General features: G+C 67.1%; 13 protein-coding genes. 4 read left to right on the top strand and 9 right to left on the bottom strand.

The genetic code is table 11. The annotated features are described in order from the left end of the window. Nucleotides 1–61: 61 nt before the first annotated feature. Nucleotides 62–355 carry a hypothetical protein gene (locus V3G39_16030; protein ID XAS76136.1) on the bottom strand — a complete coding sequence of 98 codons (294 nt, stop codon included), beginning with the start codon at nucleotides 353–355 and terminating at the stop codon, nucleotides 62–64. Between the two features lie 82 nt (nucleotides 356–437). Between V3G39_16030 and V3G39_16025 the strand changes: the two genes are divergently transcribed. Together V3G39_16025 and V3G39_16020 are read left to right on the top strand one after the other, a co-directional pair. Beyond that, entirely contained in the window at nucleotides 438–1,073 is a 636-nt protein-coding gene (locus tag V3G39_16025; protein ID XAS76135.1) for a TetR/AcrR family transcriptional regulator, read from the top strand. Between the two features lie 76 nt (nucleotides 1,074–1,149). After that, nucleotides 1,150–2,154, top strand: a complete 1,005-nt coding sequence (locus tag V3G39_16020; GenBank protein ID XAS76134.1) for a phosphotransferase — start codon at nucleotides 1,150–1,152, stop codon at nucleotides 2,152–2,154. 204 nt (nucleotides 2,155–2,358) lie between these two features. Here the strand turns inward: V3G39_16020 and V3G39_16015 are convergent, their stop codons facing one another. Genes V3G39_16015 through V3G39_16005 form a run of 3 tightly spaced genes read right to left on the bottom strand, consistent with a single transcriptional unit; the run spans nucleotide 2,359 to nucleotide 5,102 of the window. Then, a complete protein-coding gene (locus V3G39_16015) occupies nucleotides 2,359–3,954 on the bottom strand; it encodes a phospholipase D family protein (GenBank protein ID XAS76133.1) in 1,596 nt (531 codons plus the stop codon). Nucleotides 3,955–3,999: 45 nt separating this feature from the next. Continuing rightward, nucleotides 4,000–4,749, bottom strand: coding sequence for a class I SAM-dependent methyltransferase (locus V3G39_16010; protein XAS76132.1), 750 nt, complete (start codon nucleotides 4,747–4,749; stop codon nucleotides 4,000–4,002). Further along, a complete protein-coding gene (locus V3G39_16005; protein XAS76131.1) occupies nucleotides 4,746–5,102 on the bottom strand; it encodes a PRC-barrel domain-containing protein in 357 nt (118 codons plus the stop codon). Before V3G39_16005 ends, V3G39_16010 begins: the two co-directional genes overlap by 4 nt. A gap of 117 nt (nucleotides 5,103–5,219) precedes the next feature. On the opposite strand from V3G39_16005, the gene V3G39_16000 reads away from it, so the two are divergent. Then, entirely contained in the window at nucleotides 5,220–6,110 is an 891-nt protein-coding gene (locus V3G39_16000) for a phosphatase PAP2 family protein (GenBank protein ID XAS76130.1), read from the top strand. 4 nt (nucleotides 6,111–6,114) lie between these two features. On the opposite strand, the gene V3G39_15995 is transcribed toward V3G39_16000, so the two are convergent. Together V3G39_15995 and V3G39_15990 are read right to left on the bottom strand one after the other, a co-directional pair. After that, complete coding sequence (locus V3G39_15995) at nucleotides 6,115–7,206, bottom strand: lysylphosphatidylglycerol synthase transmembrane domain-containing protein (protein ID XAS76129.1); 1,092 nt, start codon at nucleotides 7,204–7,206, stop codon at nucleotides 6,115–6,117. Continuing rightward, nucleotides 7,203–8,045: a PIG-L family deacetylase gene (locus tag V3G39_15990; protein ID XAS76128.1), complete on the bottom strand. Its 843-nt coding sequence runs from the start codon at nucleotides 8,043–8,045 to the stop codon at nucleotides 7,203–7,205. The genes V3G39_15995 and V3G39_15990 overlap by 4 nt, the downstream gene beginning before the upstream one ends. Before the next feature lie 35 nt (nucleotides 8,046–8,080). On the opposite strand from V3G39_15990, the gene V3G39_15985 reads away from it, so the two are divergent. After that, complete coding sequence (locus tag V3G39_15985; GenBank protein ID XAS76127.1) at nucleotides 8,081–9,214, top strand: glycosyltransferase family 4 protein; 1,134 nt, start codon at nucleotides 8,081–8,083, stop codon at nucleotides 9,212–9,214. 27 nt (nucleotides 9,215–9,241) lie between these two features. Here the strand turns inward: V3G39_15985 and V3G39_15980 are convergent, their stop codons facing one another. The 3 genes from V3G39_15980 to V3G39_15970 all read right to left on the bottom strand — a co-directional run bounded on the left by V3G39_15980 (nucleotide 9,242) and on the right by V3G39_15970 (nucleotide 11,610). Then, a complete protein-coding gene (locus tag V3G39_15980; protein XAS76126.1) occupies nucleotides 9,242–9,727 on the bottom strand; it encodes an 8-oxo-dGTP diphosphatase in 486 nt (161 codons plus the stop codon). Between the two features lie 73 nt (nucleotides 9,728–9,800). Continuing rightward, nucleotides 9,801–10,934, bottom strand: a complete 1,134-nt coding sequence (locus tag V3G39_15975) for an SLC13 family permease (GenBank protein ID XAS76125.1) — start codon at nucleotides 10,932–10,934, stop codon at nucleotides 9,801–9,803. A 22-nt stretch (nucleotides 10,935–10,956) separates the two neighbouring features. Next, on the bottom strand, nucleotides 10,957–11,610 hold the full coding sequence (locus tag V3G39_15970; protein XAS76124.1) for a DedA family protein: 654 nt from the start codon (nucleotides 11,608–11,610) through the stop codon (nucleotides 10,957–10,959). Nucleotides 11,611–11,616: the final 6 nt, after the last annotated feature.

Here is an 11,616-nt window from a genome sequence, read left to right as displayed (position 1 = left end):
GTGTAAACGGCCAGAGGATCTGGCGTGATGCATCTTGTCCTGACGGCTGTTGTGTGGGTGGTCAGGCTTTCCAGACGTGGATGACGTCGAGAGGAACGCGCTCGGGCTCGGGCGGCATGTTCTCCCCGAAGGCCGCGTGCAGTACCGGGTGGACGGCTGGGTGCAAGCGCTCTTCGGCGAATTTCTCGAAGTCCGCCTCGGTGTCCCAGACGTCGATGTAGCGCAGGCCACCCTCGGGGCGCGCGATCGCCAGGTGCACGACGAAGCCTGGTGCGGGGTCGGGCCCGAGTTCAGCGACGATTTTGTCGTACGCCGTTGTATCGATCGGGACGTCTTGGGTGAATGCGTAGGTCATGGCACCGGTCTCCTCAGTTGATCCGAAGGATCTTCGGATCAACTATGCTCTTGAGCGGAACAGCCGTCAACAGGGAGGTGTAATGAAACGTGGTTATGAGAGTGAGCAGCGCCGGGCTCAGTCCGAGGCAACGCGTCAGCGGATCCTGGTAACGGCCCAGGCTCTGGTCGTCGAGCGGGGCTATCGGGGAACGACGATCGCCGAACTTGCCCGTCGCGCCGACGTGCACGTCGACACGATCTACGAGCTGGTCGGCCGCAAGCCGTTAATCCTGCGAGAACTGGTCGAGCGAGCCATCTCCGGGACCGACCAACCGCTCGACCCGTTCGAGCGGGATTACGTTCAAGAAATCACCGCTGAGCCTGATGCGGGCCGAAAGCTCGATCTGTACGCAGCCGCGATGCGCCGCATCCTTTCGCAACTAGCACCGCTCTTCCTGGCGCTGCGCGACGCCTCGGCCACTGACCCGGAAGCGGCTCAGGTCTGGTCGCAGATCAGCGACCGACGCGCCACAAACATGCGACTGCTCGCCGCAGACCTGCTCGCGACCGGTCAGCTCCGCGGCGGCCTGAGCATGGACGAGGTCGCTGACACGATCTGGGCCACCAACAGTCCCGACCTGCACCGACTACTGGTCCAGGACCGCGGCTGGTCGCCGGAGCACTACCAGGAATGGTTGGCCGACAGCTGGCGCCGACTATTTCTCTCCGAGAAGTGAGGAAGGCCAACCGCCCGCAACGCGGCGAGAAGACGCAGGTCTACCGCGAATGTCTTGATCACCGATAATTGGTTGCATGCAGTCCGACTTGATGTCCCGGGCGCGGGAGTCGTTCGACCTTGGGGATGAGGACGTCTCGATCACGCCCGGCGCACGGGGCGCACGGGGCCAGGTGTGGCGGTTGACGGCTGGGCGTCGGGTGTACGCGCTTAAGCAAGTGTCCGCGGGTGCACCTCCTGCGCAAGGTCAGGTGGAGAGCGAAGTGAAATTTGCGCGGCGGGCAGCCGCAGCAGGAGTCCGCCTCCCGGCTAGCCATCTCGATCGCAACGGGGAGTACGTCGTGCCGCTAACGAACGGCGGGTGGCTGCGGCTCTATGACTGGGTCGAGCTGCGCAGTGCCGACCTCGCTGCCACCGCGGAGGCGCTCGGCGTTCTCCTTGCCCGTCTACACCGGTGTGCTCAACCAGTAGACCGGGAGCTCAACGGCGCACCACCCGAGCCGTGGTATGAGGTCCCGCCGGACCAGGATGAGTGGGGACCACTGGTGACAGCAGCCACTGAAGCCGGCATGTCCTGGGCTACACGGTTGGCCGCCGCGGCGGACGGCCTGCCCGCTTTGCACTCCATCCTCTCTTCGCCCGCGCCGGCCAGGATGCGGCTGTGTCACCGCGACCTGCATCCGGAGAACGTGCTCGCCGACGAAGCCGGTGAGCTGGTGGTCGTGGACTGGGAGGACATCGGGCCCGCGGAACCAGCGCAGGAGCTGGCCCGCACTCTGGTGGCCTGCTATCACGACGGGCAACCGGATCTTGACTCGATGCGGTGGGCATACCGGTCCTACGTGGAAGCAGGCGGACCGGCGCGACTACGCTCAGCAGCCGACTTCACAATGCTGATCGCCACCCAGCTGAACTTCCTCAGTCTCCAGGTGCGCGTCGCTCTCGACCCGACGGCAGCTCCACGCGATCGGCATTGGGCCCAGCTCGAGATCGATGAATCGTTGCGCATCCTGCCGACACCGGATCTGCTAGGCACAGTCCTCAACGCCCTCGAAGATCACCCGCGCACCGACCAGCATTGACCGCGGTATCCGACGAGGACGAGGACTCGGTCCAGGGCATAGTTTCAGCCACGTCCGCGGTGAGGAAATAGACGCCGTAGCGGTCGAGGTTGCCCCGGGCGCGATTGTAGTTCTCGGTGGTCCGGGGATCCGCGTTCCCGGGCGTAGCCCTTACTGGGCGGGAAGGGGCCACCTGCTGTGACGGGTAGTGATCGGCTGCGGGGGTCAGAAGCGGTTGGCGAAGCGCATCCGTAAGGGCCGACCGTCCGGGTCGTAGACCATCCGGTAGAGCGGTGTCGCCCAGGCGAGGGTGCGACGCGAGAGGCCGGGCGGCGCGTAGGGCCGCAGCCTGCCCGGTGGACGTTGCCCACTTTGGCCGCCGTCGTGCCAGGCCTGCAGAGCTGCAGCACTCGCAGCGAACGAGTCGAACGCCTCGGAGGGGTCGATCAAAGTGCTGTCGTCGTCGAGGTCCAGGTGCTCGCGGCCCAGTTCCAGACGCAGCTTGCGGGCGAACTGGCGGGCGCCGTGACCGAACCGGTCGATCACCGCTGGTTCACGCTCGTCGCGTGCGTCATCTACGACCGCGCACGCCAGTTCCGAGTCGTGTGTCCACGAGCGGCGGTTGATGTTGTCCGAGCCGACCGAGGCCCAGACGTCATCGATCACGCAGACCTTCGCGTGCACATACACCGGATTGCCGGCGGGATTCTCCACCCCGTAGACGGCCACCCGATCGGGCGCCGCCGCGAACAGCAGGTCCAGTGCCGCCTGCCGGCCGACAAGATTCGGTGCGCGGGAGAACCGACCGTCCTGATCCGAATGGTGCGGGATCACGGCGATGAGGTGCAGCGACGGTGTCGCGCGCAATGCGTCGGCGAACGCCCCCACGATGCCGGTATTCCAGAGGTACTGGTCCTCGACATAGATCAGCCGCTCGGCGCGCTCGATCACCTTGGAGTAGCCGCGCGCGACGCTGCGCTCACCCTGCGGCGCGAACGGGTAGCCGGGATGCCTGTTGGCGTAGGTGCGAATGACCTGCACGTGCGCGGTTCCACGCGGCTCGGGGTCGGGCAGCTGAGCAGGCAGCGGATCAGCGAAACGGTCGGCTCGATGCACCACATCGCTGAGCAGATTGATCGGGTTGCGGCTGAGTGAGGCACGGTCCTCCCAGCGCTCCCGAAACGATGTTTCGACATCGGCCACGGCCGGGCCGTGCAGCATCACCTGAATGTCGTGCCACGGGGGACGATCGCCGTACACCTGCGCCAAGGGTGCCTGCTGCGCATCTCCGGCGTGCGTTTCGTCGTCGCGTCTGCCGTGGCACAGGTCGATCCCGCCGACGAACGCGACGTCGAGTTCTGGGCGACCAGGGTGCCGCAGCACCACAAATTTCTGATGATGCGAACCTCCCGGGCGCACCCGCTGGTCCAGCAGGCACTCACCCCCTGCCGCCTCGATGTCCTCACCGAGGTGCCGGTTCTGTTCCTCGCTGAAGGAGAAGTTGTCCAGGTGCGAGCGCCAGATCAGCCCCTTGACCACGGCGCCCCGACTCGCGGCCGCACACAGGGCAGACGAGACCTCCGTGCCGGACCCATCCAGATGCTGGTCGGGGTCACCGCGCCAATCGACGAACATGGCCAGGTCGCCCGACCGCAGTTCACCCAGCTGACGCACCAACTCATCGAAATAGGCGGCGCCGTGCACCAGCGGAACGACGTCGTTCCCAGAGGTCCAGGCACGTCCGTCTTCGTGCCGGGAGTCTAGGCGGGTAGCGGTGTTACCGCGTTCGGCGGCGCTCAGGAACCAGTCAGCAACGTCCATACCCCCATCCAACCCTTCCCAGCGCGACAAGGGAGCCAACTGAGGTCAGATTGCGGTCCTTTCGTACACGCTGATGGGGTCGGAGCTGGTCTCGCCAGCCGCCCGCCCGGTCCAGTTGTCCCACCGCGCCACAAGGCGCAGCCCCGCCTCGGCGGCCATCGCATCGAGCTGCTCGTCACTCAGGTACCGCAGCACGACATCGTAGGAGCTCATGGCGGCGCCGTCGGTCAGTTCGTGGGTGATGCGGATAGCCCGGGCGCGCGGATCATGCACGCTGCGCACGACATGGCCGTCGCCGCCAGGATCAGGGCGTTCCTCCACCCGCTCGTGCTGCGCGTCGAAACGTGATTCGTCCAGGCGGAACGCCTCGATGAACAACCGCCCGCCGACCCGCAGGTGCCGCGCCGCAGCATGGACACACCGTTGTTGCGCCTCGCGATCGGGCAGCATGAACAATGTGCTGACGGCGCACACCGCAACGTCGTACTGCCTGCCTGGCACCTCGAAGTCAGCCAGATCCGCGATGATCACCCGCACCGTGTCGCCACCGGGTTGGGCCCGCAGTCGGGCGGCCATCGCCGTGCTGGATTCAATACCGTCCACCCGCAGCCCGGCTGCAGCCAGCGGAATGGCCAACCGACCTGTCCCGAGGCCCAACTCGAGGATGCTGCCACCGGCACCAGCCGCCGAACTCAGCGCGGCGACTGCGGCATCCGGCACGAAACGGGCACCGTAGATCCGGTCGTACACCGGTGCGTGCGTCTGGCCGTAGGCGTCTGCGGTCGGAGGCGTCACCGTCGCCCGAGACGTCGCTCGCCGGACACTCCCGCGGTGTACGTCAGGCCGTAGTGCTCGAAGAGCGCCGGCTCTTCTTCGGCGGTCAACTCGCCGTCGGTGGCGATGGTCGGAGCATTCTTGGCGAGCTTCTTCGCACACATCACCCGGAGGTGGTCGGGGGAGACGCGCGCCCCGTCCAGCGGCACGAAGGCGATTCTGTGTCGTCCGACCATCCCGATGGTGACGGCTGCGAAGACCGGCTCCTGGGTGGCGGTGTCGTAATAGACGGACTCCATCGAGCCGATCTTGGACCCGTCGGTGTCGACCACGTCGCGGCCCCGCCAGTCGCGGATGTCATCTGCTTCGAACATCGGGTGGTCTCCATTTTCGTATCTGGGATGCCGTCGATCCGGCCTGCTCATCAGTACAACATCGCACGCATCGAGAATGCACAGGCCCGTGCCAGCGGGAGTGGCCATAATTGAGGAGTGGATGTCGTAACCGCCCAACCGACCGGGCAACGTCCTGCCGTGCGGCAGACCGTCACCCTATGGCGATCGCTGGTCGCGGTGGTCGTCGTCTGCGCTCTTGTACTGGTAGCCCTGGTAACGGTTCTGGTATACACCCGAACGGGTGCGCGCTACGACCACCGCATGGAGTGGGCGCTCGGCGGCCCGCCGTGGCTGTTCTACAACATCGAGTCCCGACTGCAACAGGTGTCCGTGCTCAGAGTCGGGATCGCCGGGGTGCTGCTCGCACTGGTGGCGTTGGGACGGCGCCGGGTGGGCCTTGCGGCGGGCGCCCTGGTGCTCATCGGTGGCGCGACAGTCACTACTCAGGTGCTCAAGAACGAGTTCATCTACCGGCTACCCGGCGCGATCGTCGACGATAATTTGCCGAGCATGCCCAGCGGGCACGCCACTGTAGGGGTCTCGATCTCGCTGGCATTGCTGATCGTCCTGCCGGCCTCCTGGCAGCGGTCCTCACTGCCCGTGTGCACGGCAGTCGGCTATTTCTTCGGGGTCGGTACGGTGATCGGGCACTGGCATCGCCCGGGCGACGTCCTGGCCGCACTCGCAGTGTGTCTGGGCTGGACCGCAGTTGCCTTCGCCGTGGTGGCCGCTCTGGGTGGCACCAGACGCGACCGCAGTATCTCGGACTCGGCCTCGGCGCGGATGCAGCGCAGTCTCGCGCAGACCCTGCGGTCGGCGACCGCAGGCGTTGCCTTCGTGTCATTGCTCCTGCTGGCCTGGGGAGCTCAGACGGCGCCCAACTGGCGCGCCGCGATCCTCGGTTTCGCCGCCGTGATCGCCGTTGCCGTGGGCACCCTCGTCGTGTACGTATGGGTGGCACGCACCGCCGACCGTTTCCTGCGCTGACAGATCACGCCAGTTGTTCCGGTAGCGCCTCCACGTCCACCGAATCGTCGGCGACGTCGACCTTGGCCGATTTCCACCATGCCGCCCAGCCGATCGCACCGAGCGGTACCTCCAGCAGATGGGAGAAGACCGCGAAGATGAGCACGCCGGCGGCGGACGCCGGTTTGTCGGCTCCCCACGCGACCAGGACCGCGAGTGTCCCGGCCTCGGAAATGCCGAGACCACCCGGCGTGACGCCCACAGCGGTGAGCAATCGGCCCAGCGCGTAGGCGGCGAAAAGATCCGCGATGGGCAGATCGACACCCACCGCGGTCATCGTGCGCCAGAACAAGATGAAGTAGACCCCGAGGAAGGCGACGACGCCGAAGGTCATGGGCAGCCAGCCGGACTTCGTCACCACCGACAGGCGGGTGCGCTGATCGGCCAGCAGCACGGCGATGGTGGGCCGCACCCCGCGCTGATCACCCCGCCGCCAGCGGGCGATCAGCCCGGCCACGCGTTTGTCCAGGAACCGCCCGAGCCGCGCGGTGAGCACCGGGCTGATGAGCACGACGATGAATCCGGCGAGTACCAGCAGCCCGATGACGCCGCCGTACAGAGCGGCAGTGCGTACCGAACGAGGCAATGCGTTCTTCGAGGTCGAGACCGCCGCCAGGCCGACCAACGGCATCGCCAGCCGGGCGAGCACGTTCCACACCGCACTGACGATGATCGAGGTGGAGATGTTGCGGCGGGTGAAACCCCAACTACGCGCGATGTAGTAGGTCGCGGCCATCCCGACGGCGCCGCCACCGGGAAGCAGGTTCGACACCGAGGAGCCACAGACATTGATGATCAGGGCTTTGGGATGGCTCAGGCCCGGCAGCGATCCGGTCAGGGTGAAGGTGTAGCACCACAGTCCGAAGGCAACGAGGCCGAAAAGTTCGAGTGCTGCGAGCGGCCCGAGCTGCGAGAGATGCTGGCCGATTTCGTGCCAGCTGGTCTGTGCGACGAGCGGCAGCCCCACACCCAACAGCAGACCGGCCATCGTCATCCCGATGACGGCGCTGCGGATCTGGCCCCGCGTGACCGTCGGGCGACCGGACTGGACACTCATGGCTGAGGGCTCATGGGTGGCAGGTCCGCGAAGATGTCGTGCGATACCGGTCCCCGGTGGTCGGGGTCCACGTACCATTCGCGGCCGAAGGCAAGATCGTAGAGAGGGCGGGGGATCCGCAGCAACATCCCGAGCGTGCGGTCGCCGGCACCCGGGGAGTCGTCGGTTGCCTGTGAGGCGTGCGCGCGCATCGAGGCCCGTTTGGCGCTGATCTGCCGGTAGACCCTGATGCGGTGGGTGATGGCGGCGCGCGGGGAGTAGGCGCGCTCGTAGGAGTCGATCTCGAAGTCCGTGGGGAAGCGGTAGAACCGCGCGGCGAGCCGAATGGCGCGCACGAGCAGGTCGCGCGGCACCGTGGCCTGCAGGACGCGGGCGGTGCCCGCGAGCTGTGCGGCCCGGGCGCCCACCCGATGTACCTGGACATGGTCACGGTGCCCGTACCCGCCGGCCGCGTCGTAACTGAGCAGCACGTCCGCGTTTTCTTCGCGCAGGATGAGCGCGAGTTTGCCCGCAGCTTCCTGCACGTCGGCGCGGGCGAAGCGCGTCATACCGGGCGGGTCGTCGTACAGCAGCGGTCCGCTGCCGGAATCGGCGTACCCGAGGTGCACGGTCCGGGCGACTCCGAGGGCCTTCGCCGACGCTGCCAGCTCGCGCATCCGGACACCGGCCAGCGAGGCTCCACCAGCGCGGTAGGAGGAGGCAGCCAGTCCGAGGTCGCCGTCGGTGGCGACCACCAGGACGACGCGGTGGCCTTCGGCGGCGGCCTTGGCCATGGTCCCCGAGGTCAGCAGCGCCTCGTCATCGGGATGGGCATGGAAAACCACCAGAGTGTGCGACATCGCCGTCTAGTCTGGCGCATGTCATCCTGGGGCGCGTGAAGGTGGCCCTGCTGAGCGACTGCTATCTGCCGCGTCTGGGGGGTATCGAGGTCCAGGTGCACGACCTGGCGCGTCATCTGCAGGCCGCCGGGCACGAGGTCGAAGTCTTCACCGCGACAGTCGGTCCGCAGCGGCTACGGGTGGGCACCGACTGGCTGGACGGTATCCCCGTGCACCGCCTGGCCATCACGTTGCCGAAGGATTTTCCGGTCAACCCCTTTGCGCCGCGCGCGTTGCGGCGGATGCTGCAGGCCGGCCGGTTCGATGTCGGACACGCGCATATGGGCATCGTCAGTCCGTTCGCCTTCGACTGCGTGCGGGTGACCCAGGGCATCGGGCTGCCGACGGCCGTGACCTGGCACTCGGTGCACGGGAGATCCGCGCACTGGATCGGAGCGACGGGTTACGTCCGTCGCTGGGGCGCGCGCGGTGCGGCCCTGTCGGCGGTGTCGACGGTCGCGGCTGCGCCCGTCCAACGGATGGCCGGGCCGGGATACCTGGTGCATCTGGTGCCCAACGGGATCCAGTCTTCTGACTGGGAGCGCGACGGGCCGAACGAGCGGGCTGACGACGGGGTGCTGCGGGTGGTCTCAGCCATGCGTCTTGCCCGGCGCAAACGTCCGCTGGCTCTGCTGGATCTGATGGCCGAGGTCCGGCGGCGGGTGCCGGAGCGCGACATACGTCTGGAGATCCTCGGCGAGGGCGAATTGCGCGAACGGGTGCAGGCACACGTCCAGGAGCTGAGGGCCGGGGACTGGATCAGCCTGCCGGGGCGGATGTCGAGGGCCCAGTTGCGCGAGCGCTATCTGGCCAGCGACATCTACCTCTCCCCGGGCACCTTGGAGGCTTTCGGAATCGCCGCTCTGGAGGCGCGCACCACGGGGTTGCCCGTAGTAGCGCCGCGGCGGAGCGGGGTATCGACCTTCATCGAGCACGGCGTGAACGGGTTGCTCGCCGGTGACGACCTCGGGATGGTTGAGGCCATCGTGCGGTTGGCGACGGATGACGATCTGCGTCGGCGTATCACCCAGCACAACGCCATCCATCGACCTACCCAGGCATGGCCGTCGGTCGTGGAGACGGTCGTGGCGGAATATCACCGTGCCCAGGAGTTGGAACTCGCGCGATAACTGGGTGGGTCCGGCCACCTGGGTGGGTCAGGCGGGGTTCAGATCTGCAGCGGCGACGGTCGTGTTGTCGGTTCCGTAGACGAAACGGCCGCGCAGCCGCTCGCCGGACAGCACCCGCGCCAGCCAGTAGCGGTCGTCGTCCCACATGCGCTCCAGCGGCAGCTCGGTCACCGGGCACCACCACGGGTCCAACTCGCTGGTGGCCGTCAGCTCACCGGCGTACGTCGAAGTCGAAAACACCTGCACGGCAAGATTCCATGCGGGTCGGGTCGGGAACTCGAAGGTGAGGGCTGCGCGCCACTCAACGTCGGCGACGGTCAGTCCCGTCTCTTCGTGGGTTTCCCGGACCGCCGCCTCCAGCGCGGTCTCGCCCGGCTCGAGATGCCCTCCGGGGGCGACGACCTGACCCGCGCCGAAGCCCGTGAGTTTCTCACCCAGCAGCACGTGGTCATCGGCTCGGCGCACCAGCATCACGCACACAGGTACGAAGGTGGTCCTATCGTCCTCACTCATCGCGGGCAGCCTAGCGAGCGGGTGACTCAGGGAACGGGTGGCTCAGGGAACGGGTTGCTCGGGGAACAGCCGGTCACCCGCTGGTGATCATCAGTGCGGCCCAGGTGCCGACGAGCACAAGAGGCACGCCGCCGAGTCCGATCAGCCCGAAGCGGCCAGCGGAGATGTGCAGCCCCCGCGCGCGGCACCGGTCCCGCCACAGCAACGTCGCCAGCGAGCCCCAGACGAGAACAAGGGGGCCGGCGTTGGTGCCCAGGAGGGCGGCGAGCAGCTGCGTCGGGTGAGCGGTCGAGGTCACCGGTTCGACGGCGAGGTAGGCGGGCAGGTTGTTGACGACGTTGCCGAGTCCTGCGGCCACGAAGGTGGTCGCGAGGGCCGAGTGACCGACGAGATGTGCCAGCACGGTGGTGCCGCCGTGCCGGGCGAGCGTGGTGACGATCAGGAACAGTCCCTCGGTGAAGATGACAATCCGCCACGGAATGAGCGACCACGTCAGCGAGGCGCCGCGACGCCACCAGAACGCCGCGGCGCTGACCGCTGCACACACGGTCGCGGCAACCCACGGTTGGACACCGACAAGTACCGCTGGAGCAAGGGCCACGCACGCTGCAGTGCAGATCCGGAACAATGCGCGGTCCTGTACGGCCGCGGGCTCGGGCAGCTCGTACCGTCCGGTGAGGTCGCGACGGAACACAACGGCCAGATACCCGACAGTGATTGTGACCGCCACTATTTCCGGCAGGCTCATCCGGGCGGCGAACGCCAGCGTCGAGAGTTGCAGATGTTGGACGGCGAGCAGGTTCGTCAGGTTCGATACCGGCAGCAGCAGGCTGGCGGTGTTGGCAATCCAGACGGCGAGGAAGGCGAACGGCAGGGGTGCCAGGCCCAGGCGGGTAGCCACTGCCAGTACGACGGGCGTCAGCAGCACGGCCGTCGTGTCCAGGCTCATACCGATGGTGGTGAGCGTTCCGAGCGCCGCGATGAGCAGGAAGAGACCGCGGGTGGAACCCCGTGCGGCGCGTGCGCACACCCCGGCCGCCGCATCGAAGACTCCGGCGCGGTCGGCGAGTTCCGCGAGCACCGTGATCGCCACCAGGAATGCCATGATCGGCCCGCCACGCACCAGTGCGACCTGTGATGCGACAGATGCAGGCAGGACCCCGCTGATGACCGTCAGCGCGCCGACGACCCCGAGCACTGCCCACATGCTGCATAGCTTGACATGCTGGTCAGCGGTGAATCGACGAGCTGCTCTCGGTGCGCCTGCTCTTGGCGTAGGCCTCGACGTTGTGCTCCAACCGTCGACGCAGCAACGTCGAACCGACCAGCGCGAAGATCACCGCGATGGCGAGCCCGACATAGGAGAAACCCTTCAGATACCTCTCGGCGGCCGTACCGAGGTAGAAGACGAGGTAGACCGTGCCGCCCGCCCAGCAGACCGCACCGAGCACATTGGCCGGGAGGAACCGGTTGTACCGCATGCGTAGCGACCCGGAGAGCGGTCCGGCGAAAATCCGCAGCAACGCGATGAACCGGCCGAAGAACACCGCGAAGAGGCCGTACCGGTGAAAAATGTGCTCGGCGTAGGCCAGGACGTCCGGGTTGACATGTTTGGGGAATTTGCGGCCCAACCACACGAAAAGTCGGTCACCGTAACGGCTCCCGAGTCCGTAACCGATCGAATCGCCGATCACGGCACCGAGCGTCGCAGCCAGCGCGATCTCGAACGGCCCGACGTCCAGTTTGCTCTGGGACGCGCCGACGGCGGCCGCGACGAGCACGATCTCGCCGGGGAAGGGGATGCCCATGCTCTCGACGAGGACCACGACGCCCACGACCAGCAGGACGACGATCGGTGGGATCGTGCTCAGCCAGTGCTCCACGGATCT

This window comes from Dermatophilaceae bacterium Sec6.4, from assembly GCA_039636865.1.
Lineage (GTDB): Bacteria > Actinomycetota > Actinomycetes > Actinomycetales > Dermatophilaceae > Allobranchiibius.
The sequence above is the reverse complement of the archived record's forward strand: the minus strand, read 5'-3'. Positions and strand labels throughout refer to the sequence as shown.

What these genes read in the sequence shown, in the direction of transcription:
- V3G39_15980 (XAS76126.1), bottom strand. Translation starts at nt 9,727, where the DNA reads ATGAGTGAGGACGATAGGACCACCTTCGTACCTGTGTGCGTGATGCTG.
- V3G39_15990 (XAS76128.1), bottom strand. Translation starts at nt 8,045, where the DNA reads ATGTCGCACACTCTGGTGGTTTTCCATGCCCATCCCGATGACGAGGCG.
- V3G39_16025 (XAS76135.1), top strand. Translation starts at nt 438, where the DNA reads ATGAAACGTGGTTATGAGAGTGAGCAGCGCCGGGCTCAGTCCGAGGCA.
- V3G39_16005 (XAS76131.1), bottom strand. Translation starts at nt 5,102, where the DNA reads ATGTTCGAAGCAGATGACATCCGCGACTGGCGGGGCCGCGACGTGGTC.
- V3G39_16030 (XAS76136.1), bottom strand. Translation starts at nt 355, where the DNA reads ATGACCTACGCATTCACCCAAGACGTCCCGATCGATACAACGGCGTAC.
- V3G39_16020 (XAS76134.1), top strand. Translation starts at nt 1,150, where the DNA reads ATGCAGTCCGACTTGATGTCCCGGGCGCGGGAGTCGTTCGACCTTGGG.
- V3G39_16015 (XAS76133.1), bottom strand. Translation starts at nt 3,954, where the DNA reads ATGGACGTTGCTGACTGGTTCCTGAGCGCCGCCGAACGCGGTAACACC.
- V3G39_15995 (XAS76129.1), bottom strand. Translation starts at nt 7,206, where the DNA reads ATGAGTGTCCAGTCCGGTCGCCCGACGGTCACGCGGGGCCAGATCCGC.
- V3G39_15975 (XAS76125.1), bottom strand. Translation starts at nt 10,934, where the DNA reads ATGTGGGCAGTGCTCGGGGTCGTCGGCGCGCTGACGGTCATCAGCGGG.